Here is a 23,768-nt window from a genome sequence, read left to right on the forward strand (position 1 = left end):
GAGGAGCAAGATGAACTCATTTTTAATACAAAAATATAGTCCGCAAAGAGATAAGGCGCAAATTGAACATATGTTACTTCACAATAAGGATTTATTAAAGAGTTTTTATCAAAATGAAGAAAGCAACAGAGAGAACATTGTGGTTGCCATTATGAATGATACATCCATAGGCTTTCTTTCATTTAACGGGTTTGGAAGAAAACCACAAGCAATCCTGTTTGTTAATAATGAGTATGACACAATGGAAGTCGGCTCCAAGCTTATAGAAGAATATGAAAACATGCTTATACATAATGAAACAGTAGAGCATACAGTATTCAATGTTCTTTCTAGCAATGCTCAATTAATCAGCGTTTTGGAAAAAAATAATTATCGCGTATACTTTGCCATCTATAATATGGAACGAACAGGCGCTCCCTTTCCTTCAGAGAATATCCTGGTTAGAAATTATGAGGAAAAGGATTACTTTGAATGGGACAGAGTTTGCGAATTAGCTTTTTATCATATGCGTCAACGTGTAGGAATGTATCCCTCGTTTTTTTATAAACCTGTGGAATGGGAACGGGAACAGTATGCGGAGAATAAAGATAATATGTTTGTAATGATAGTTGATGAAACGATAGTAGCAGTAGGCAAGATAGCAGGAAATAAAATAAGTATGGTTGCTATTTCGATAGAACATCAATCACGAGGTTATGGAAGATCTTTTGTGAAATTTCTTATTAATGAAATCATTAGTAGAGGTGAAGATAAGGTCATACTTGAAGTAGTGAAGGGGAATTTTGCGAAAGCCTTATATGAGAGCCTTGGGTTTAAAGAAACGGAAATATACCACAACTATATCAAGTATTTTAGACCTGACACGAGACTTAGCGCTCCACCTGAGAATTATTAAAAAACTCAAAAATATAATGACAAGCGAGGTTTATATGGATCAGCCAGAGATTTTGACTCAAGCGCTGTCTAAGTTTTATGAAGAACTTGAACGATCTAATTTACCGGTTAATACTTTTATGCTATTGCGAAAGGGAGAAGTTATTACCGAGTTTTATCGTCAACCGTATCGCAAAAACGTTCCCCAAATTTTATTTTCTCTGAGTAAGAGCTTTACATCTATTGCAGCAGGCATAGCATGGGATAACGGTTATTTTGAATTAACGGATAAAGTGGTTTCTTTTTTCCCAGATCAGCTTCCTAGCTCAATTTCACCTAATTTAGATAAGATGACGATACATCATCTTCTTTCCATGAATACGGGGCATAACAATAATATATATGGTGCGATAGCCAAGCAAAATGATTGGGTTCGTGCCTTTTTAGCTTTGGACGTAGAAGATGAACCGGGAAGTTATTACAATTACAATACACACGCCACTTATATGGTTTCGGCTATTATCGAAAAGACGACTGGAGAAAATCTTGTTGATTTTCTAATGCCAAGATTATTTGCCCCATTGGACATAGAAAGACCGGAATGGGAGACTTGCCCGTTAGGAATTGTTGCTGGTGGAATGGGACTAAGCATACCAACAGATGGAATTGCGAAATTTGGCCAGATGCTCCTCAATCAAGGGGTTTACAATAGCCGTAGAATTGTTTCTGAAGATTATTTAAAGCTGGCGCTAAATGAACAAAGCGATAATCGTTGGGGACAAAATAAGGCTGACTGGTCAAACGGATATGGTTATCAGTTCTTTATGTGCAGGAATGGATGTAAGATGGGGAATGGAGCTTTTGGTCAATTGTGTTTCATTGATCCGAGTCAAGAGATTGTGATTGCTGCAACTTCAAGTTTTACCGAGATGAAGAAGTTACAGGATTTTTTAGATATCATATATGCAAATTTACTGAACCATGATTGGTCAACGGATGTTTCTAACATTATTAAATCTCCTACATTTATCTCCTTAGTAGACAGGATAGTTAGAGTAGATTATAGATCGTACAGTGGAATTTATATCTTTGAAGATAATAAGCATAAAATTAAAGAATTAATACTGAAGTTTGAAGAAGATCACCTTAGTTTTTCTTTACTTTACGACGATCATTTAGATGAATTTAACTTCAATTTTTTAAAGCCTGCCAATGCAAAATGTTTATTTATTAAAGACTTATCCCTTAGTGAGCAGGAAGTTTGTACATCTGCAAGCTGGCAATATGCTGATTCTAAATTAATCCTCACGGTATATTACATTGAAACCCCTTACGTAGTTGATTACACCTTGAGTTTTAGCGGTAAAAAAATTGAATTGCATATGCATAGGAATCTTTCCTTGGAGGATAGAGAAGACATAACTGTTATTGGTTGGGAGGGATGAAATGATCAAGGGTAAAGGATGGATGGCTGTTTTATTTTTGCTGTTTTCTTTAGTTTTTGTGGGAATCACACATCAGGGGACTATGTTTGGGGATTACCTCTTCAGAACCATTGGAATTCCGCCTTGGAGCGAGCCTGCGACAAACCATGGTTTACATTACTCAGCGATATTCGGGATCATTATGTTAATCGTCAGTGGGAGTTTAACTATAAAGCACTTTAGACAGCGTTATAAAAAATATGTAGGCAGAATAGTTTTGCTTGCTATCATCATTTTCATTACGTTATATCCATTTCTAACAGAACGATTGTATTATCTTGTGAATATGAACAATGAAGGAATTGAAGTTGTGGATTTTCTGGAAAAAGATTCGCACTGTATGTACGGTACTCAAGAGGATATAGTGAAGGTTCAATGTACAATCAGGCTAATCAACTATGGCGGGCAAAATGAAACCGTTATGATTCGTCCAATCTTTCGAGAGTATGGTAATTCTCAAGGGATTTGGTCATTCGCAGAGGTTCAGCCGCAAGAGATTACATTGTTACCAAGATCTAATATTAAACATAACATTCACTTTGAGAGTAAGCCTGATGCTCGGATCGCTGAATTCGGGGCGAACGGTAATACCGATTATTTTGGTGTGGAATTCGTCAAGGATGGACAGAAAAAGGTAGTCTTTAGGGACTGAATTGATAAAAAGATTTATGTCAGTTTTAGCTTTGGTATTATTACAGCTGAGCAGTAACGGAGGGGAAGGTTTGCAGTGACTGAACGACTGATAACAAAAGTAAACCAGCGCCTCGAAAGTGTGCGTGTGCTTGTTCAAGAAATGATCTTGTCTATAGGTAACGAACAACGGAAACAGGAAGCGTATGTTCACCTGTACGGAGTGTCTAGCTTCGCTTCATTGCTTGCCATGAAAAGAGAACAAAATCAGGAATTGGCAGCCATTATAGGACTGCTTCATAATTATTATTTCTTCAAAACCGGAGTCAAGGATTTTCCAGGTCCCAACAGTGCAGATACCGTAAGGCCTTTATTAAGAGACTTGAATATGTTCACCAATGAAGAGCTGACTCAAATTCTAAAGGCGATCTTCCATCAAGGGGATAGGAATAAAGTTAAGGGTCCCTATGAAGAGATTCTAAAGGATGCTCAAGTTCTACAATTACACTTGCAGAATAGGGACTGTAATGTAACACAACAGGACACGAATAGGCTTCGGAATGTACTTCGTGAAATGACGATTCTAGAGGATTTTTTGGAAGAGATAGATTACAGTAGCGGGGCTGAAGTTCATCAGCCTACGGATAAACGAGGCAAGTTGGCTAATATTGCTGAAGCATTTGGAAAAGAAAACATTGTTGGAATACCAGGAAACGAACGATATCGAGAAATCTGTAAATATTGGCCTGACCAAGGGATTTATAAAGTATTACAAAACAATTGGTGCGCAGCATTTGTATATTACTGCTGTATGCAAGCTGGCTTTCTGCTGCCGATTCGATATCCGAATGCTGATTTTCGATTAGCTGGCGTAGGGGCATGGTTAGAGTGGGCGCAACTACCTGAGACCGCATTTTTTTATTTTGACGGGCAAGAGGGGTTTACTCCTCAACGTGGTGATATTGTGATTTATGAAAAATTGCTAACTAATGACCCTCACGATCATACAGGTATTGTTTTAGCATGCGATGACAAAGAGATCTTAGTTGCTGAAGGAAATAGGGATAATCAGAATTATTCCAGTGTTTTCTACAGAGATCGCTGGCATTGCGTATATGGCTATATCCGTATCGCTAATGACTATGAATTTGAGTTTAATGGAGAGTATACTCCAATTAGTTGAGGATGAAGAAGATTGCTTAATGGGCGAGTGTAGGAATTATATACTTGCCTTTTAAAAATGTTAGAGTTATCATAGATTTCTAAAGTCGTTAATGGAGGTGCTGAATGAAATATTCCCAAGCGACAGATTATGCACTTCATGCAATGCTCTATATGGTGACGGTGGCGTCTGATAAGCCGGTGGGTGTTCAATTGCTTGCTGAGAAGCTGGGTGTTTCCCAAACCTATCTGTCCAAAATGATGACTAAGCTAGTGAAGGCTGGATTAATTCAATCTGCACCTGGCGCTAATGGTGGTTATCGTCTCAGACGCAAGTCGGAAGAAATCTCTTTTTTGGATATTATCCATGCAATCGAAGGAACGGCTTCCTTTTTTGAATGCAGTCTAGATCACGGAAGTGAATGTCTGATTCAACAGGTTGTGATTGACGCTGAGCGACAGATGGAGCGGTACTTAGAGAACACGAAAATTGCAGATTTGGCAAAAACGATGAAGACGGAGTAAAGATCCGTTCTTTTTTCGGGCTTATTAGGGATAATATAAATCCGTAATGACTTTAATGCGGGTTTTGATACTAAAATGTGAAGTTTAAAACAATGGAGGATGATTACAATGACTGATGAGCAAAAATTAAATGCCAAGAGGGCGACCTATGAAAAAACAACTCGTATTTCGATTCCCTCTTATGATTCATTATTTTCGATGATCCAATCTTATTTTCGCTTCGAATTAGGTGACATCCCTGTATCTTTGCTCGTGGTCGGTGCGGGGGGAGGAAATGAATTTTCGGCATGGGGTCCATCTAACCCAAACTGGACATTTACTGGAGTGGATCCTTCGGAAGATATGCTTAAGATCGCGAAGTTAAAGATAGATGAACTGGGCTTAGAGAGCCGTGTCAGTCTGATTCCTGGGACAATCGATGATCTTCCTCAGCAGGACTCAAAGTTCGATGTGGCAAGTTGTATTTTGGTCCTTCATTTCATTCATGATGTTCAAGAAAAATTGAAATTGCTTCGCTCCATAAAGGATAATCTGAAACCGGGTGCTCCATTTGTTCTCGTAAGTGCATATGGAGATTTGGATGATCCTGAACTCCACGACAGAATAAATGTATGGAAAAGCTTTTGGGTTGCAGGGTATGAATCTCCCGAAGCGTTTGATAATGTAAGTAGCAATATTACGAAAATTTCTTTTCTTCCTGAAAAACAAATTGAAGAGTTATTGAAAGAATCAGGCTTCACGAGAATCACTCGATTTTATTCTACTGGAATTATGGCAGGCTGGATGTGTCACGCGGAGTGACTTGAATACTTTCAGACTCAGATGACGTTATTTGCATATATTTAGCCTTTGGAGCATGATTTCGGACTCCAGTGCTGCTATTCCTTAAATAGAGGATGATATATGGTGATTATCAAGCTCATAGCGGCTATGGAGTCCGCGAGCACCCTTAATATAGTAAAAAGTAGCGCATAAGGTCAACTGTGTCCTATAGCGGCTTCGTTCGTGTGAATAATATCTAATCAAACCAAGTTTAAGGATTAGATCAGCGATCAGTTAGATTCAAAAAGTAAGGGTGCCCAACAGCCATTGTATGGCTATGGACACCCCATTGTTTTTAACGAAAGTGACTAATCTATACATGAAGCTTGTAACGATTTGCTTTGCTCATCTGCTGAATGTCTGCAAGTTCCTCCGAAGTGAGTGGAGCTACATCAGCAGCCATTACATTGCTTTTTAATTGCTCCAGACTGCTTGCCCCAGGAATAATAACGGCTACAGATGGATTAGCTAGTGGATAATGCAGCGCTGTTTGTGCAAGATTGCGAGAGTCACTAGTTTCCTGTGAAAGCCGATCATGCAAATTCAGAAGTTCCTCACTACTGTAATCTAAGTAATTCTTTTCCGCCTTGCTGCGACCACGCTCTGATAGAATGCCCCCTGCTAAAGGTCCGCGTGCGATCATGCTAATTCCATGCTTAGCTAGCAGAGGAAGGATTTCTTCCTCAGGACGTCGATCTAAAATGCTATATTGGCTCATAACACTTACAATATTTGATTTTTTCACATATTCTCTAATTACATTAGGACGAATAGAAGAGATCCCATAATAGCGGATAAGACCCTCTTGCTTAAGTTCTTCAAAAGCTTCAATCGTTTCGTCAATTGGATCTTCAATAGTGCCGCCATGCAGCTGGTATAGATCGATGTAATCCGTTTGCAGCCGTTTGAGACTATCTTTGACTGCATTTTTAATATAGGCTTTTGAAGGGTCCCAGCTCCAGCCTTCTTGACCGGGAATTCTGCGGTTGCCAACTTTTGTTGTTAGGATTACATCCTGACGACGTTGACGAATGGCTTTGCCAATAATCTCTTCATTACGGCCCTCATCATAAAGATCTGCTGTATCAACAAAATTGATTCCTTGATCGAGTGCTTCATGAACAATGGAAATGGCTTTCGCCTCATCCGTACCCAAAGACATACAGCCAAGTCCTATCTCACTTACATACAAATCGGATTGTCCTAAACGATTTTTTCTCATAGCGCATTCCTTTCTACTTCTGTTGTTGTTATATTATAACGTTTTGGAGATTTGAATTCTAATGGTGCTGCTGACTTCCATTGACTTTATGATCTTTTGGCTTTATCGTCATAGCATATATTATTTATTAGATGAAGATAGATAGGGAGAGATTTGATCATATGGAACAAGCGATGTTTGCAGGCGGATGTTTTTGGTGCATGGTGACACCGTTTGAGGAATTACCAGGCATTCATGGAATTGTATCGGGATATGCGGGAGGGTTAACTGAGAATCCAACCTACGAAGAAGTCAAAACCGGAACAACGGGGCATTACGAGGTTGTGCAGATTACGTTTGATCCAGCGCTTTTTTCATACGAGAAGCTGCTTGAATTATATTGGCCTCAGATTGACCCTACCGATGATGGTGGGCAATTCCAGGATCGAGGAACTCAGTACCGGACAGCGATCTTCTATTATAATGAAGAACAGCGGTTAGCGGCTCTTGCCTCGAAAGAACAGGTTGCGGGTAGCGGCAGATTCTCCGGTCCAGTCGTTACGGAAATTCTTCCGGCGCCAACTTTTTATCGTGCAGAAGAGTATCATCAGGATTATCATCATAAGAATCCTAAGCACTACAAAGAAGATCGGGAGCAATCCGGTCGGGATACTTTTATCGCTAAACACTGGTAAGTGTTGAAAAAAACTTTAAACCAAGAGCATCCTGAGTCATACATGGCTTACGGGATGCTCTTTTTGCATTATATACAAATTTTATTTATTTTAAATTCTACATACTTTCCACACATTTGTAGACTAAACTACTCTAAATCAAGCGAGAACATCACACAGGAGGGTTTAGGATGAAAAAAATCATACCATTTGTTGCCGTTAGTTTGCTTTTGAGTACAGTGATAACAAGCTGCCAATCAGGCAATAATGTTCCATCTAAGGTTAATTCGCATGCTAGTTCTGCAACGGTGGAGCCACCTTGGATAGCTACGAAGAATACTACTCGCATTAACACTTCAGATCCGATTCAAGCCGCAGTGTTAGTTTCTCAGACTTTATGGACTGCGCAAACAAAGAATAATAGACCCTCAAGTGTAGTTTTGACGGATGTGAGTAATTGGCAGATTGCCGCAGTTAGTGCAGATTTGATTCATCATCCCAGTAACGGCCCCGTCCTGTATACCACAAAAGATGGGGTTCCTGAGGTTACCCTCGCAGAACTTAAGCGACTGAATCCAATAGGTGCTGATGGCAATAATGGGGTTCAGGTAGTGCTTGTTGGGCCTATGGCATCTAATGTAGAACAACAATTAAAGGCCATTGATTTAAAAGTAGACCGGATAGAAGGGGATGAGCCAGCGGCTGTAGCTCAGGCTATAGATACTTATTACGCTAAAGCAGCCGGCGAACTTCCAAAGTCGGTCATAATTGGTTCTATGGATAGCCCTGAGTACACGCTGCCAGCAGTGAATTGGATCGCACATATGCCGGAACCTCTACTCTATGTAACCAAAGACGAAATTCCTAACTCAACGGTCGAGGCTTTAAAAGAACGTGGAGGTAGTGCAACTATTTATATCCTAGGACCAGAAGACATTGTCTCAGCAGATGTAGAAAAGCAATTAAAAGAATACGGAACAGTTACCCGTATAGCTGGACAAGATGTTTTTAAGAACGCTATAGCTTTTGCAAGTTTTAAGGATGCCAATAACGGATTCGGCTGGGGAATCACTACACCCGGTCATAACCTGTCTTTGTTAACCACGGATTCAACGATGCTCGCTATCGCCGCTGCGCCGTTTTCCCATTTGGGGAAACATGCGCCGCTTATTTTTACAGAAAAAGACGGGCTGCCAGATTCAGTAATGGAGTATATGATGGAGCTTCAACCTAAATTTCAAGATTCACCAGCGGAAGGTCCTTACAATCATGCTTGGATAACTGGAGATAACCTTGCAATAAATGAGCGAGCACAAAGTGAAATTGATGATATGCTAGAAATCTCACCTGCTGCAGGAGGCAATCCGCATTCCGGCCACTAACCATAATCACAGGCTGGCATCATTTAGGGATGATGTCGGCTTGTTCTGTATTTTTTTGTATAATGAGAAGAACTAGGTCATAAAGAGGGTGAACGGCTTGAATAAGCTACAGATACTGATCGTAGATGATGAATGGAACATGCGGAATTTATTGCGGATTTATTTAAGTAAAGAAGGGATGTCTACAAAAGAGGCGTCAACGGGTCATGAGGCACTCCAACTGTTGAAACAACACAGCTTTGACCTAATCTTGCTGGATGTGATGATGCCGGATATGGATGGCTGGCAGGTCTGCAAGCTGGTGAGGGAGACAAGCTCTATCCCAATTCTAATGCTAACCGCACGTTCTGAAACCAAGGATAAGGTACGTGGTCTCGGTATAGGAGCAGATGATTATCTTACTAAACCGTTTGAGCCGGAAGAATTAGTGGCTAGGATTTATTCTCTGCTGCGGCGTTCAACACTTACATTTGCCCACCAACCTCAGGATAAGGTGCTCACATACCCTGATTTTAAAATATACCCAGAAGCTAGGGAGGTACATATTCAGGATACATCCATTGAATTCACTCTCAAGGAGTTTGATTTACTGGCTACTTTGGCGCAAAACACTACCCGGGTTTTTACGAGAGAAGAACTGGTGGAACGATTATGGGGGAATAATTATGAGGGGGAGAATCGTGTTATCGACACCCATATTAAGAATATCCGTGAGAAATTGCATAAGGCAGGCCTCTCCTATAATCCGGTTCAAACAGTGTGGGGGTTAGGTTATAAATTTCACGCTCCAGGTAATCTGGTATGAAAAATAACATCATCGGACTTAAGCTTGGTTATATTATAATGTCTGTTTTTTTAGTAGTTTTGCTTGTTCTTGGAATTACTATAGACCGGATGTTTACAAGCTTCTATTACAACGAGATGCAAAAAGAGACGGAGGAACTCACCTCACATTTTATCGGAATGGCGGAATCGCAGGATAGTTCAAATGAGCAGATGATGAGTACCTTTGCAGAATTTTCGGATGTCAGTATCTTTAATATCTCGAAGGATGGCAATGTGATACTCCACTCGGGTGTACATGATCGTTCGGATCGTTCATTCATCCAAGCTTCGGATGTTAGCCGGATTTTCGCTGGGAAAAGTGTTGATTTTGAGTATAAAGATCCTGCTGGACATTCCTATTTTATCATTGGAAAACCAATAATGGAGGGGGATACAACTCAGTCTGCACTTTATGTAATGTCCTCTACAGAGAGTATGAAGCAATCTTTGGCTTCCATCCGGAACCTGCTGCTGATTGCAGGAATAGGGGCTTTTATATTGGCTATAGGGATCACTGGTGTGATCGCCATGATTTTGTCCAAACCTCTGATCAAGATGCAAAAGGCAACCCGGAAAATCGCGGCTGGCGAGCTGGAAACGAGACTTTCTATACGTAGCAACGATGAGATTGGTTTTTTGGCAGAGGCTATAAATGATCTGGCTGTCGATCTGCAACGATACAGGGATACACGTCAGGAATTTCTGGCAAATATCTCACATGAGCTGAGAACGCCCATTACATATTTGGAGGGGTATACCAAGGTAATAAAAGATGGACTTTACGAGACCGAAGGGGAAAGAGATCTATACTTGGATATCATTCATCAGGAAGCACATCGGCTCCAGCATCTTGTGGATGATTTATTTGAACTGGCAAAGATGGAGGAAGGAAAGGTTACTCTTACCCAAGAGTGGATCGATCTCAGTCAGCTAGCGGAACAAGCCGTGCGCAGAGTTGAACTGAAAGCAAAGGAGAAGGGGTTACTGCTGAAGCTTCAGCTTAGCGGAGATGCGTATATGATCCGTGGAGATCAAAAACGTATGGAACAGATTATTATGAACCTTCTGGAAAATGCAATTCGTTATACGGATGAAGGTGAGATTATTGTTCATATGGAATTTGCAGCGGATGCTGCAACTCTAATTGTTGAAGATACAGGAATAGGTATTCCTGAGGAAGAGCTTCCCTATATCTTCGAGCGTTTCTACCGGGTAGAGAAATCACGTTCAAGACAATACGGCGGTTCAGGTCTGGGACTTTCCATTGTTAAAAAGCTGGTGGAATTGCATGGAGGCAAGATTCGAATGATAAGTCAGCCTGGAGCGGGTACTCGTTGCGAGGTGCAACTATTGAATCTATCTAAATCCGAATAAATGTAAGTAAAAAGAGACTTCAGATACAAAATGAGGTCTCTTTTTTGCTTGTTTATAATGTTATTGATTCGACTCAAGCTCTTCAAGTGCCCATTCGCAAAATTGTATAGAGCTCTCCATATCAAGCACACGTTTGCGGATCAGTAAATAACGTCCAAAAGTTGTGGCTTTTAACTCACGAGTCTCACCGCGTTCATCACGCAAGACTTCGTTTGCTTTGAGCAAAACCTTGTATCGCTCCAACTCACTCTTACAAAACTCTGCACGTTTTAGTAATAGGTCCTTGGCTTCTGCCGGGTTGGATAGCCATAAGCTATACAGCTTAAAATGCAGTTCATCCCGCAGCACCGGAGGCTCAGCAGGAGTTTCCACCCATTGCCGCAATTGCTTCAGTCCTGCTTCCGTAATGGAGTATTCTTTTTTATCCGGTTTGTCGGTCTGTTCAATGAGCTTAAAGGTGATATAACCTTGTTGCTCCATGCTCATTAATAGAGGGTAGATTTGACTATGTCCAGCACGCCAGAGCGGCTTGATATTCTGAGTTAATTCATATCCAGACAATGAGTTAGCGCTAAGTAAAGCTAGAAGTCCATAAGACAGTGTATTCATTACTATAAAGCCCTCCAGTTATTATAAATCCGTTTTCATTGAATTTTTCGGGGATATGTCATCATTGACATATTGATCATACGATTATAACATTATTCAAGTCACCTTATATATGTAAAAGTAGACATATAAAAAATAATGAGGAGGGGAAGCATGGAAGAAAATCAAGCAAGCAAAATACATTTTTGGCCGATCATGATTGCCATATTCTTCGGAAATTTCGTCTCTGTCTTAAGTACAACGACGATCAACATTGCTGTTCCTCTTTTAATGGATCATTTCAATACGAGTCTGAACACCATGCAATGGATGGTCACCGGTTTTATGCTGGCGACAGGAGTAACCGCACCACTCGCCGGATATCTCGGAGGAAGATTCAGCTACAAAAGGCTTTATCTTTTCGCCTTGATGGGATTCACCATGTTCTCTTTGCTTTGTGCTTTGGCATGGGATCCAACATCATTAATTGTATTTCGGATGCTTCAGGGTTCGTGTAGCGGTCTCATTATGGCTTGTACGATGACCATCATATTTCAAGTAATACCGGGAGAACGCAGACCGTTTGCTGTAAGCCTCTGGTCGCTATCCGCGATGGTCGCGCCAGCCATAGGTCCGACGTTTAGCGGTTGGCTGCTCCAATATGCCAGCTGGCATTGGTTATTCTTAATTAACATTCCTATTGGAATTATAGCTGTTATTCTAACCCTAACGTTAATCCCATATTATCGAATGAATATTCCGAAGTCATTTGATATTCCTGGTTTCCTCACCGTTGTCCTCGGTAGTTTATCGTTATTAACCGCATTTAGCCAAGGCAACAGCTGGGGATGGACTTCATGGAAAACTTTATCGTTAATCCTTTTGGGGGTTGTGTTGTTAATTTTGTTTGTTTTGCGCGAGCTGAAGGCGGAGGTGCCTCTGCTGAATTTGCGTGTATTCCGTAATCGCCGTTTTACCGCCATGCTTAGTATCTATAGTTTGGTTACGATTGCGATGTATGCCGGAACCTATTTAACCCCTTTGTTCTTACAAACGGTAGAAGGGGCTACAACGCTTAAAACAGGGCTGATTTTATTGCCGTCCTCGATCCTCCTTGCCTTGCTGAGTCCAATCGTAGGTAAGCTGTATCCAAAGTTCGGACCTGTGAAGTTGATTTCTGCGGGTATTTTATTTATATTCATCGGTTTATTCATGCTTAGTCGGCTGCAAACGAACATATCTTATAGCTTTATTATGTGGGCGATGGTCGTTCGTAATCTCGGCATTGGACTAGCCAATGTTCCAAGCAGTACAGCCTCAATGGAGGAAATTCCCGTCGAATGGTCTGGGCATGCTACGTCGATCAACAACTGGGTCCGCAATGTGTTAAGCTCACTTGGGATTGCAGTATTCACTTCCCTGTTGTCGAGTAGATCTTTACTCCACTCTAAAGAGTTGATCAGCTCCGGTGCAAGTAATACAGATTCGATACGTTTACTATCGTTCACGATGGGTGTGAATGATGTTTTTGTGGTAGGTTCCATTATCGTGTTGTTTGGATTTCCGCTGATGTTTTTATTACGCAAGAAGCGTACTGTGGTAACTGTACAAAGCGCGGGATAACCGGTACGAGAAAAAAAGCAGATCAAGGTTTTATCCTTGATCTGCTTTTTGACTTAGATTACGTTATGTTAATAAACTTTAATGCATCATATCGCCCATTCCACCCATACTGCCCACAATTTCCGGATTAATCATCCCAAATATCATCGCTATATGCGCCACGACCAAGAAGCCACTAATTAGCAGAAAATGCAGCTTCATCTTGTGCTCTTCCGATCGTTTACGGGCAATCAGATCAAGATCTAACAAAGCCAGTGGCAATAAGAAGAGTACTCCGCTTAAATAGAAGCCCACGGCTACGATATCAACCCATGTGTGCCATTCCCCATTCACAGACAAAGGAATAAACGCAGTTGGGAACAAGTAAAGGAATACCCCTGTGAAATATAACCCTGCGAGTATGCTGCAGACTTTGTTGAAGGATCGTAGTGGGCCTTTTAGGTTCTTGGTGAATAAAATAATAAACTCTGTAATGGTAATCGTCTCAGCAAAAATCACGGGGATTGCCATGAATATAATCAAGTTCCAAGGCTGGTTGTCCGCTAGCAAAGACATGTAATGCGTCATGTTCATAAGATACTCCTCCGATAATATGTAATAGCTTCGGTTACTTATCGTATTCGAGAAGTATGTGGAAAGTATGTGGAAACGAAGGTATGATAAATATATGCAATAATAACAGTCGAGGGGAGCAAGACAACCGTGGGAAGAGGATTACAAAACATTTTATTTGATTTAGATGGTACTTTAACAGACCCCAAAGAAGGCATTACCAAAAGCGTAGAATACGCTTTGAACAAATTTGATATACAGATCGAACATTTGGATGAGCTTCTTCCTTACATAGGTCCTCCGTTATATGATTCATTTATCGAGCTGCACCATTTCACTGAGGAACAAGCGCTTCAAGCGGTTGCTTTTTACCGGGAGCGTTACAGTGCCACGGGATTATTTGAGAATATGGTGATTGAAGGTATACCCCAATTGCTGGAGGGACTTAAGACGAATGGATACTCATTGTATGTAGCAACCTCCAAACCGACTGTTTTTGCAGCACAGATTCTTGAGCATTATAAGCTCGATCATTATTTCAAACATATCGGAGGAAGTAATCTGGACGGTACCCGTTCTAAGAAGCAAGAGGTTATTCAGTACGTGCTTGATGAGAATGACATACATCCAGAGGAAGCGGTAATGATAGGAGATCGTAAGCATGATATGATCGGTGCTATTGGCTGTGGTGTCGAATCTATTGGAGTGACTTTTGGTTATGGTCCCAAGGAAGAGCTTGAACAAGCCGGAGCAGACCATATCGCCTTTCGTGTGGAAGAAATTGCAGATATCATTCAGCATATTTCATTGAGAGAACGGTGCACCAAATGAGTGTTATGAATACTGAAATACTTGACGGGAAATCGATTAAGCTGGTTCCAATAGATGAAAGTCATGCAGAAGGATTGGCGAGAGTGTTAAGAAATCCAGACATCTGGGAATTTACCTGGCGAAAAATAACGTCGGACGAGCAGGTGCAAGGATTAATCTCAACAGCTTTAGCGAATCAAAAGAACGGTTCACAAATTACCTTTACTATCATTGATAAAGCAACGGAGCGAATTATCGGAACCACAAGGATTATGCATCCGGATTTGGTTCATCGCAATGCGGAAATCGGATGTACCTGGATCTCGCCTGATTATTGGAGAACTAGTGTGAACACAGAGGGCAAGTCGCTGCTGCTACACTATTGTTTTGAAGAACTTAAGCTGATCCGTGTAGAATTTACAGTGGTCGCGAACAACTTGAGGTCACAAAGAGCAGTAGAACGAATTGGGGCGGTTAAAGAAGGAGTTCTGCGCAAGCATAGAATCAAGTCTGACGGATCGATTCATGATAATGTGGTCTTTAGCATATTGGATACCGAATGGCCTGCTGTAAAAGAAAATCTGCATTATTTGATAAATGATAAATACGCATAAGTATAGATAGTAGCAAACAAACGGGCTAGGGGCTGTTCCATAGGGTGCTACACTTCATCTAGAATAGATGAATCAGAGTGGCGATGGAAGCAATTAGTTGAAGCAGAGCGTTTAATTGTATTTTGTACAACTATAATTCCTTAATTGGTTGGGTCATAGATATAACTGTATTTAGTACATCTATTTTCCTCATTTACTTCCGTATAGGTAGATTTTTAGGTTTTTAATTGTACAGAATACAATTAAAACAAGTATAGTTGCTTTTTCATCCGGAATAAGTGCACAGAATGCAGTTATTTCACATTCACCCTATATCACTCCCCATTATCTCATTCAAATCCTTTAAATTAGGTGCTAGAAGTATACTAAGAGGGGATACCGGAAGCTACGGACGGTCCGAAAGGATCCCTCAAGAGCATCAGACTTGGCAGCTCCAGCATAGTGTGTGGACAATTATACTTTGGTGGATCAGCGGATGTTTAAGCGGGTTAAATCAGAGTATATAAGGATTTGCCCATAAATTTGCTTAAGCCCCGCCACAGATCAAAAACACCAGGCAGCGATACTCCATTTCCCGGAGTATCGCTGCCTGGTTGTTTTTTTAATAACAGAGACCGCTACAAATTCTAGAAAGAGCTGCTAGGGGCAGCGCCTTCTTTTATGATTCAGCCAATAGGCTGCTTATGGTTATTGTTTAGGACTTACAAGGATTTTTACTTGATTTTTTTCTTTCAAAAGTGCCTCAAACCCGTGATCAATCACTTCATTCAGTTTAATTCTCTTAGTAACAAGCTTCTCAGCAGGGAAGTACCCTTGTTCCATCAAGCTAATTACAGCTGGGAAAACATCACGGTATCCGATGATACCAGTTAAGTTGCGTTCTTTAAGTACGATATTGTTTGGAGTAATCGTAGCATCTTTTTCGAAAATACTAACGATCATGATTTGTCCACTCAATTTAGTGGAATTAATGGCTTGGGTTAGAACGGGAGGGACGCCAGTGACTTCAAAAGCAACATCTACGCCACCATCGGTACGTTTTTGAATTTCTTCGACCACATCATATTGTTTAGGATCGATTACAATACCACCGAGTTCTTCAGCTTTACTCTTACGTTCTTCAGAAAGTTCTACAACATAGATTTCCGCTGCACCGGATGCTTTCAAAGCTTCAATGACCAGCAAACCGATTGGGCCAGCACCGAATACTACAGCTTTATCTCCAACCTTTAGTTGACTGGAACGAACAGCGTGTAGAGCAACGGCAGAAGGTTCCACGAGAGCACCTTGTTCATAGGATAAGCTGTCTGGAATTTTGTGCACCATATGTTGGTCTGCTGCGACGTATTCTGAGAATCCACCGCCACCACCAGCCAAACCTAGGAAGCCCATTTTTTCACAAAGATTATATTTACCTTGTCGACAAGCCACACATTCACCACATGCAAAAACAGGTTCAACGACGACGCGATCACCAACATTAAACTTGCTAACGCCTTTACCTACTTCTACGATTTGTCCAGAAAATTCATGTCCCATTACGACTGGAGCTTTTTCACCAGTAAGGGGATGATCAGTACCTTGGGGGATGAAAATAGGGCCGGCTACATATTCATGAAGATCGCTGCCACAAATTCCGCACCATTCGATTTTGATTTTCACTTTTCCTTCAAGGGCTGCTGGTTCTTCAATCGTTTCTAACCGTAGATCTTTGACGTTATGCCATCTTAATGCTTGCATATCATTCATCTCCTAGATTAATAATTGATAATAAATAGTGTTTTATTTCTGAAAAAGAGGAAACGTTTCCGAGAACAAATATGTCACATAATTTTCATATTGTCAAATTTAAATAATGAAAATATTAATATCGAAAATTAGTGAAATATTTCACTAAAACGGAGCTATATCAAGCGTTAAGGCACATGACGGTAGCTGAGATATGTATTTTTCTATGCAGTATTATGTTATAATCTTTACATTGGAATTTTGATTTTAGATGAGCGGAATAGAGATAAATACGAAAACGATTCCGGAAATAAGGGGACTATCAGAGTGGCTAATAAAAACAAAGTAACCATAGAGGATGTAGCGAAACGGGCGGGGGTAGGTATTGCTACTGTCTCAAGAGCCATTAATAATTCAGAGGGAATTAGTTCCAAGACCAAGGCGCTGGTACTTCAAGTGATTGAGGAGATGGGTTTCACTCCGAACACCTCTGCGCAAAGCCTCAAAATCCGCCAAACGAAGCAAATTGCTCTGGCCGTTCCTGACATCCGCAACGCAATTATTCCGGATATCGCCTGGTCCGTAGAGCAAGCCGCTAAACAACATAGCTATCGGGTAATTCAAATTAATACTTCTGGCAACCCGCGCACTGAGCTCGAAACGATTCGTGAGGTCAAAAAATTACATGTAGATGGACTCATTATCATGCCTCTTGCTTATCCAAAGACCATGGTAGAGTTAATTAATAAATCGAGTGTTCCGGTCTCCATCATTAACTACGGGAAAAGAATCACAGAAAATGTGAAAGCAGACATCGTCAGCTTGTCACGTTTTGAAGGTCAATTAGTGATGGAGCATTTAATCAATATCGGTCGAACTAGAATTGCATATGCAGGAGCTCAAAAAGATCTTATTGAAGATCGTTATCTTGCCTATCAGCAAGCTTTAAAACAAGTGGATATTTCGCTTGTTTATTTTGGCGAAGACTTTTCCTTGCAAACGGGGTTACAAGCTGCTGATTATTTCTACAGCCTGACACATATGCCAGACGCTATTTATGCAGTGAATGACATGGTGGCGATAGGTATTGTAAATCGTTTTAAAGAATTAGGCGTTCGTGTTCCGGAAGATGTGGCGGTGGTTGGGGTGGATAATAACTCATGGACAACTATTACAACGCCTCAGATTAGTTCGGTTTCCATCATGGGGAATGAAGTGGCGCGTTTAGCCACACAGCTTCTTTTACAACGTATTCAGGATAATATTACCGGGGAGTATCAAAGGGTGCAGCTTGATCCACGATTAATCGTGCGAGAGTCGAGTGTTTCGGTTAGACGTAGTACGAATTAACGGCCTTAATTTGCGACTAATAAGAATCAATAGGTTGTAAATCCTTTAAATCCTGCTAGACTTAATACAGAGTAATTTGATTGGAAATTAAGAAATGAGGTGCGGATCATTATGGCTAATATTTACAAGAGCTTAACCGATCTGATCGGAAATACACCGTTATTAGAGATTTCAAAGTATAGTAAAACCCAAAACGTAGAAGCAAGGGTTCTTGCCAAGCTGGAATCTTTTAATCCTGCAGGTAGTGTTAAGGATCGTATTGGGTATGCATTGATCAAAGATGCGGAAGAGAGAGGTCTCATCAATAAAGATTCTGTCATTATTGAGCCTACCAGTGGAAACACTGGGATTGGACTTGCTTTTGCAGCTGCTAGCTTGGGGTATTCACTGATCATCGTCCTACCAGATACATTTAGTATTGAACGCCGTAAATTAATGCTGGCACTAGGTGCTGAGCTTGTGTTAACACCGGGAACTGAAGGGATGAGCGGAGCTGTAAGAAAGGCAGAACAATTAGCTGCGGAAATTCCAAATTCATTTATTCCCCAACAATTCAGCAATCCTGCGAACCCGGAAATACACAGAACGACTACAGCTGAGGAAATTTGGCGGGATACCGATGGAGATGTAGATATTTTTATAGCGGGTGTTGGTTCTGGAGGCACTATCTCGGGTGTTGGAAAAGCGTTGAAAGAAAAGAACCCCGCAGTCCAAATCGTTGCCATCGAGCCGTTTGACTCCCCTGTTTTATCAGGAGGCCGTCCTAAGGGACATGGGATTCAGGGCATTGGAGCTAACTTTATTCCGGAGAATTACGATAATGAGGTAGTGGATGAGATTTTTCAGGTGAGAAATGATGATGCCTATAGCGTATCACGTGCACTTGCGAGAACAGAGGGTTTGCTGGTGGGTATCTCCTCCGGAGCAGCTGTTTACGCAGCTACACAAATCGCTAAGCGTCCTGAGAATAAAGACAAGACCATCGTGGTAATTCTGCCGGATACCGGTGAGCGTTACTTAACAACTACTCTGTTTGATTTTTAACGGAACATGAGCTCGAGATCCAACTAATTGGCTTTAAAATCATGAGGCTCAGCAATATGCTGAGTCTTTTTGTTGTTGGAGTATTGGCTGGGTATCTCAAGATAACGGGTACTCAAGTAACTAAGAAGTTTAAGAGGAATCCAAAACTCCAATTTTGTATAGTAGCCAAGGAAGTTCAGTGTGTTACGGACCGTATTGCAGCTATTTCGCCTTTTAAGCTCATTTTGCTGCGTTATCGGACTGTATAGCACTTATTGGCCAACATTTATGGATAAGTGGTGTGGTTTTAAGTAAATAGCTGCAACTGAGTCCGATAGCCTGCCGCAAACCCGCAAATGAACAAAATAACGTCTCCTGAGTCCGATGCATCGGCGAAAAGTATGTTATCCAGTAGGAGGATTCCAAAACTCCAATGTTCTTGAGTTTGATCCCTCAACACAACACGATGATTGCCCCTAAAGCGACTCGCACGCCTTAAATCACCTGCCTCACAAATTCTAATCGTTTTTTCCTGTTGTGTAATTTCCAGTTTAGAATAAAATGGAACTATTCCGCTAACCGCGCGTAACCGATAAATAAGAGAGATAATGATAGATCAGGAGGTACATATGAACACGAGAACTCTAAAAATACTGCTACGTACCACACTTGCTGCCTTATTGTTAAGTGTATTGCTTTTGCCGGCTGTAAGTTTAGCCAAAACTGCTGTACCTAAGCATACGGGTTCATTTTATGTGAATGATTTTGCGAATGTGATTGACGAGAAAGCAGAGAATTACATGGTGAACTACGGTATTCGATTACATCAGGCTACTGGAGCTCAAGTTGTGCTTGTAACTGTCGACTCTACTGAAGGGGTTTCGATGGAAGAGTATGCAAAATCGCTTTTCAATAGCTGGGGTGTGGGGGCTGCGGATAAAAATAACGGTCTGCTGCTGCTCCTTTCTATAAAAGATGATGATTATTGGGCGGTACAAGGTAAAGGTATAGAGGAATCATTGCCTAACAGTAAGATTAAAGAGATTCTTTCACAATATCTTGAGCCGGATTTCGCAGCTAAAACATACAGTAATGGTGCTAGGAAGACGTATGGAGCTTTTATTCAAGCTATGGGCGGTACTTGGGCAGAAAATGTTGGCACCAAAAATTACGTATCCGATAATGCGGGTGTGCTCAAAAAAGTAACTAAAGACTATCTGAACGATTCCAGCAACAGATATAAAACAACAACCGGAAGTGGAATTTATGTGGTTACCGTAAAAAATGCTGGAGATAAAACATTGCAGGACTATACCTATATGAAGTTTGCTTCGGTAGGTGCTGGTCCTAAGGATGTTATGCTTGTATTGGACATAGGCGGAGACAACTATCATGTTCTACAAGGCAAGGATATCGACAAGATTTTAACCAATGAGGCTATTAGTAATATTTTAAATACCGTGCTTGAACCCCAATTTGTGAAAAAAGATTACGGAACGGGAGCTACAACGACAGTTAATTCGTTCTACAGTTTCTTGTTAGCGAGAGCGGATCATCCGCAAGGAGTCACTGGAAACAACGGAAACAATGTTAATCCTGGAACTACAACGAACTCTGGTACTTCCTCTACTACTGCTATAACTGGAGGTGAGGCGGTTAGTAAAAGCAAGGCTTTTCTAATCTTCTCAGCAATTTTTGGTTCGCTCATCTTATTTGGATTTACTGCTTCACGACGCAATAGATATATAGAAATGTATGGTTTGCCATTTAATCCATATAGTCAAAGGAATATACGCCGTTATGGTCCTTGGCATGGTCAAGCGGATTACGGTTATGGCAGACGATGGCACAGACGTTATTATCATCACCATCATAATCATCATAGAAATACACCATCCAATAACTCACAGTCAAGCTTCTGGGGAAACAGTGGTGGCGGAGGCTCTACTAACGGTGGCGGTGCAGGAAGGTATTCCTCAAGCAACGAGAACCATGGTGGTGGAGGTTCCAGCAGTGGTGGCGGAGCAGGAAGACATTCTTCCAGCTCTTCAAGCAGCAGCAGATCTAACAATGATAGTGGCTCTTCCGGTGGAGGAGGTTATTCCGGCGGTGGTGGCTCATCAGGTGGCGGCGGTAGCGCTAGCGGCGGAGGTGGAGTAGGAAGACATTAGAATTTGATTAGCTATATGTGAGCAGGTAGCCAAAACTTTGGAAACCTGCTCTTTTTTGTTTTTGAAATGATGACTATTACTCAAATAGAAACTTTTAACGAAAATCATCGTCTATGATAAGGACGAGTTGTACATATTATCAAATTAGTAATATTTAGGGAGGAATACTTAGAAGTGAGCACTTCATCATTACCTCAACGTTCCAATGCACGCAATAAGAAACCTGTTAAGAAACCAATAAAAAAGCGTAAGAAACGGAGTTTTTTTCGCACCTTATCCAAAGTTTTTTTATTCTGCTTATTCTTAATGATCGCTGCTGGTGGATGGCTTTATTTTGCACCCTCGGCTCAGAACTTACGTTATACGATCGCAGATACGCTAATTACAACACAACATCGCTATATGGCTAAATATATTATAGGTGAAGATCAACTGAAGGACCGGGTAACCGAGTATACCGCCCGTTTTGAAGAGATGGGGGACGAAATAGATACACATACGATCGCTCCCGAACCTGAGGTGGTAGAGAAGCCACTTGTCGAGATTGAGAATGTCTCAGGCAGTGGTTATACCGGATATGTAATGATTGTTAATGATCCAACCAAAGTCCGGCTAGGAATACCTAATAAGATTGGTTCAGGTGAAAAAGTAACCAGTATGGTGAAGCGTACAGGCGCTGTCGCCGGAGTTAACGGTGGTGGGTTCGCTGATCCGAACTGGAAAGGTAACGGTTTTAAACCTATAGGAATTGTAGTCTCTCAAGGTAAATTATATTACAACGGTCTAGGCGGTAAAAAATCTACACAGATTGTTGGTCTTGATAAACAAGGAAAAATGGTTGCCGGGAATTATACACTAGATGAGATTAGTAAAATGGGGGTTCAGGAGGCAGTTACTTTTAGCCCGCGGCTAATCGTCAATGGCAAAGGATTGATTAAGAATGCAGCGGAAGGTTGGGGGATTGCACCTAGAACAGCAATGGGTCAGCGGGCAGATGGCGCTATTATTTTTGTGGTAATTGACGGTCGACAGCCTACTTATAGTATTGGAGCAAATCTCTATGATGTGCAGCAAATTTTGCTTAAGCATGGAGCCGTGATAGCGGCTAATCTGGATGGTGGATCTTCTACGGTACTTGTAAAAGACAATGAGATTATGAATAAACCTTCATCCCAATATGGTGAGCGGTATTTGCCTACAGCCTTTTTAGTTTTTGAGCATCCAGAACAGGTTGATATGCCAAATATTTGGAAAGGACTAGATCCTGCCAAGATTGATGCTGGGAAAAAGAGAACACAATAAGTACGCGTTATTGGGCACCTGAAAAGGATTATCTTGGAATGAGAGATGTATTTATGCTACGATATCAGCTAGTATGAAACAGAATGCAGTACGAATAGGTCTGGAACAGGGGGAATAGGAGTGACGTTGCAGCAGCTCCGCTACGCTATCGAAATTGCAAATAGTGGCTCCATGAATGAGGCGGCAAAGAAGCTCTTTGTTTCTCAACCGAGCCTGTCCAACGCTATTAAAGAGCTTGAAAATGAACTTGGGATTACCATCTTTGAACGGACGAACCGTGGAATAAGCATTTCTGTAGAAGGAATGGAATTTCTCGGATATGCCCGTCAAATCATTGAACAAACAGAGCTTATGGAGAATCGTTATACTGGGAAAAAGCGTAGCCCAATCTATTTTTCCATTTCGACTCAGCATTATGCTTTTGTGGTAGATGCTTTTGTGAGTCTCATGAAGCAAAGTGATGTCTCAGAGTACAACTTCAGCTTGAGAGAGACGCAAACCTACGACATCATCGAAGATGTGCGTACCCTCCGTAGCGATTTAGGGATTCTTTATATTAACGAGAGCAACTATAAGCATATGAATAAGCTGTTCAGTGATGGTAATCTGAAATTCACGCCACTCTTTAATACCGACCCACATCTTTATGTCAGAACTGGACATCCGCTTGCCCAGAAGGAAAGGATTTCGCAGGACGATATTTTACCTTTTCCGTATATTACTTTTGAACAAGGTGAGAACAATTCACTTCACTTCTCGGAGGAAATGTTAAGTTTTTCTCAGATTGAGAAGAATATTAAAGTGAATGACCGGGCAACCTTGACCAATTTATTAATGGGCACGGACGGTTATACGGTGGGTACAGGAATCATGGCATCCGATCTGAACGGTAATGGACTGAAGACGATTCCATTTGAGAGTAATGAAGTATTCACGGTTGGTTGGATTGCACATAAAGATCGCAGACCTAGTGTGATGGCATCCAAGTATATAGAAATCTTAAATGACTTGGTTTCCGGAAGTTATTTTGATCTAAATCATTTTTTACTATAGCTG

Annotated in this window: 22 protein-coding genes; 18 read left to right on the forward strand and 4 right to left on the reverse strand. The window is 41.1% G+C overall.

From position 1 onward, the window contains the following. The first annotated feature begins 10 nt into the window (after window positions 1–10). From NYE72_RS14375 to NYE72_RS14400, 6 genes are all read left to right on the forward strand, one after another. A complete protein-coding gene (locus NYE72_RS14375) occupies window positions 11–895 on the forward strand; it encodes a GNAT family N-acetyltransferase (RefSeq protein ID WP_076099315.1) in 885 nt (294 codons plus the stop codon). A gap of 34 nt (window positions 896–929) precedes the next feature. Then, window positions 930–2,318 carry a serine hydrolase gene (locus tag NYE72_RS14380; RefSeq protein ID WP_176462544.1) on the forward strand — a complete coding sequence of 463 codons (1,389 nt, stop codon included), beginning with the start codon at window positions 930–932 and terminating at the stop codon, window positions 2,316–2,318. Window position 2,319: 1 nt separating this feature from the next. Next, the gene (locus NYE72_RS14385; protein ID WP_339211966.1) at window positions 2,320–3,009 is read left to right on the forward strand and encodes a hypothetical protein; all 690 of its coding nucleotides are present in this window, start codon (window positions 2,320–2,322) and stop codon (window positions 3,007–3,009) included. 75 nt (window positions 3,010–3,084) lie between these two features. Then, complete coding sequence (locus tag NYE72_RS14390) at window positions 3,085–4,170, forward strand: CHAP domain-containing protein (RefSeq protein WP_339211968.1); 1,086 nt, start codon at window positions 3,085–3,087, stop codon at window positions 4,168–4,170. Window positions 4,171–4,274: 104 nt separating this feature from the next. Next, on the forward strand, window positions 4,275–4,673 hold the full coding sequence (locus tag NYE72_RS14395) for an Rrf2 family transcriptional regulator (RefSeq protein ID WP_076296738.1): 399 nt from the start codon (window positions 4,275–4,277) through the stop codon (window positions 4,671–4,673). Window positions 4,674–4,781: 108 nt separating this feature from the next. Next, window positions 4,782–5,474, forward strand: a complete 693-nt coding sequence (locus NYE72_RS14400; RefSeq protein WP_076146100.1) for a class I SAM-dependent methyltransferase — start codon at window positions 4,782–4,784, stop codon at window positions 5,472–5,474. Window positions 5,475–5,808: 334 nt separating this feature from the next. Here NYE72_RS14400 and NYE72_RS14405 read toward each other — a convergent pair whose 3' ends face one another. Continuing rightward, window positions 5,809–6,717: an aldo/keto reductase gene (locus NYE72_RS14405; protein ID WP_076296737.1), complete on the reverse strand. Its 909-nt coding sequence runs from the start codon at window positions 6,715–6,717 to the stop codon at window positions 5,809–5,811. A 161-nt stretch (window positions 6,718–6,878) separates the two neighbouring features. On the opposite strand from NYE72_RS14405, the gene msrA reads away from it, so the two are divergent. The 4 genes from msrA (at window position 6,879) to NYE72_RS14425 (ending at window position 10,951) form a co-directional block, all read left to right on the forward strand. Further along, on the forward strand, window positions 6,879–7,391 hold the full coding sequence (gene msrA / locus NYE72_RS14410) for a peptide-methionine (S)-S-oxide reductase MsrA (protein ID WP_036678131.1): 513 nt from the start codon (window positions 6,879–6,881) through the stop codon (window positions 7,389–7,391). 170 nt (window positions 7,392–7,561) lie between these two features. Continuing rightward, on the forward strand, window positions 7,562–8,752 hold the full coding sequence (locus NYE72_RS14415) for an ArsR family transcriptional regulator (RefSeq protein WP_076222602.1): 1,191 nt from the start codon (window positions 7,562–7,564) through the stop codon (window positions 8,750–8,752). A 97-nt stretch (window positions 8,753–8,849) separates the two neighbouring features. After that, entirely contained in the window at window positions 8,850–9,557 is a 708-nt protein-coding gene (locus NYE72_RS14420; protein WP_176462543.1) for a response regulator transcription factor, read from the forward strand. Beyond that, window positions 9,554–10,951 (forward strand): HAMP domain-containing sensor histidine kinase, encoded by a 1,398-nt coding sequence (locus NYE72_RS14425; protein WP_076296736.1) that lies wholly within the window; start codon window positions 9,554–9,556, stop codon window positions 10,949–10,951. Before NYE72_RS14420 ends, NYE72_RS14425 begins: the two co-directional genes overlap by 4 nt. Before the next feature lie 60 nt (window positions 10,952–11,011). Here the strand turns inward: NYE72_RS14425 and NYE72_RS14430 are convergent, their stop codons facing one another. Further along, complete coding sequence (locus NYE72_RS14430) at window positions 11,012–11,560, reverse strand: PadR family transcriptional regulator (protein ID WP_036678125.1); 549 nt, start codon at window positions 11,558–11,560, stop codon at window positions 11,012–11,014. A gap of 153 nt (window positions 11,561–11,713) precedes the next feature. Between NYE72_RS14430 and NYE72_RS14435 the strand changes: the two genes are divergently transcribed. Then, window positions 11,714–13,162, forward strand: a complete 1,449-nt coding sequence (locus NYE72_RS14435) for an MDR family MFS transporter (RefSeq protein WP_038570799.1) — start codon at window positions 11,714–11,716, stop codon at window positions 13,160–13,162. A gap of 78 nt (window positions 13,163–13,240) precedes the next feature. Here NYE72_RS14435 and NYE72_RS14440 read toward each other — a convergent pair whose 3' ends face one another. Further along, window positions 13,241–13,735 (reverse strand): DUF6803 family protein, encoded by a 495-nt coding sequence (locus tag NYE72_RS14440; RefSeq protein ID WP_038570801.1) that lies wholly within the window; start codon window positions 13,733–13,735, stop codon window positions 13,241–13,243. 129 nt (window positions 13,736–13,864) lie between these two features. Between NYE72_RS14440 and NYE72_RS14445 the strand changes: the two genes are divergently transcribed. Both NYE72_RS14445 and NYE72_RS14450 read left to right on the forward strand, forming a co-directional pair. Then, complete coding sequence (locus NYE72_RS14445) at window positions 13,865–14,545, forward strand: HAD family hydrolase (RefSeq protein WP_036678119.1); 681 nt, start codon at window positions 13,865–13,867, stop codon at window positions 14,543–14,545. Continuing rightward, window positions 14,542–15,138, forward strand: coding sequence for a GNAT family N-acetyltransferase (locus NYE72_RS14450; protein ID WP_076146092.1), 597 nt, complete (start codon window positions 14,542–14,544; stop codon window positions 15,136–15,138). Before NYE72_RS14445 ends, NYE72_RS14450 begins: the two co-directional genes overlap by 4 nt. 687 nt (window positions 15,139–15,825) lie before the next feature. On the opposite strand, the gene NYE72_RS14455 is transcribed toward NYE72_RS14450, so the two are convergent. Continuing rightward, on the reverse strand, window positions 15,826–16,878 hold the full coding sequence (locus tag NYE72_RS14455; RefSeq protein ID WP_036678113.1) for a 2,3-butanediol dehydrogenase: 1,053 nt from the start codon (window positions 16,876–16,878) through the stop codon (window positions 15,826–15,828). A gap of 315 nt (window positions 16,879–17,193) precedes the next feature. Between NYE72_RS14455 and NYE72_RS14460 the strand changes: the two genes are divergently transcribed. The 5 genes from NYE72_RS14460 to NYE72_RS14480 all read left to right on the forward strand — a co-directional run bounded on the left by NYE72_RS14460 (window position 17,194) and on the right by NYE72_RS14480 (window position 23,765). Continuing rightward, complete coding sequence (locus tag NYE72_RS14460; RefSeq protein WP_036678110.1) at window positions 17,194–18,216, forward strand: LacI family DNA-binding transcriptional regulator; 1,023 nt, start codon at window positions 17,194–17,196, stop codon at window positions 18,214–18,216. Between the two features lie 111 nt (window positions 18,217–18,327). Continuing rightward, window positions 18,328–19,260 carry a cysteine synthase A gene (cysK, locus tag NYE72_RS14465; protein WP_339211971.1) on the forward strand — a complete coding sequence of 311 codons (933 nt, stop codon included), beginning with the start codon at window positions 18,328–18,330 and terminating at the stop codon, window positions 19,258–19,260. A gap of 608 nt (window positions 19,261–19,868) precedes the next feature. Then, window positions 19,869–21,410, forward strand: a complete 1,542-nt coding sequence (locus tag NYE72_RS14470; protein WP_339211973.1) for a TPM domain-containing protein — start codon at window positions 19,869–19,871, stop codon at window positions 21,408–21,410. Between the two features lie 174 nt (window positions 21,411–21,584). Further along, on the forward strand, window positions 21,585–22,712 hold the full coding sequence (locus NYE72_RS14475; RefSeq protein ID WP_036678103.1) for a phosphodiester glycosidase family protein: 1,128 nt from the start codon (window positions 21,585–21,587) through the stop codon (window positions 22,710–22,712). A 120-nt stretch (window positions 22,713–22,832) separates the two neighbouring features. Next, window positions 22,833–23,765, forward strand: coding sequence for a LysR family transcriptional regulator (locus NYE72_RS14480; RefSeq protein ID WP_076105621.1), 933 nt, complete (start codon window positions 22,833–22,835; stop codon window positions 23,763–23,765). The last annotated feature ends 3 nt before the right edge of the window (window positions 23,766–23,768 follow it).

It is taken from the genome of Paenibacillus sp. FSL L8-0333, assembly GCF_037965665.1.
Classification (GTDB): domain Bacteria; phylum Bacillota; class Bacilli; order Paenibacillales; family Paenibacillaceae; genus Paenibacillus_AQ; species Paenibacillus_AQ odorifer.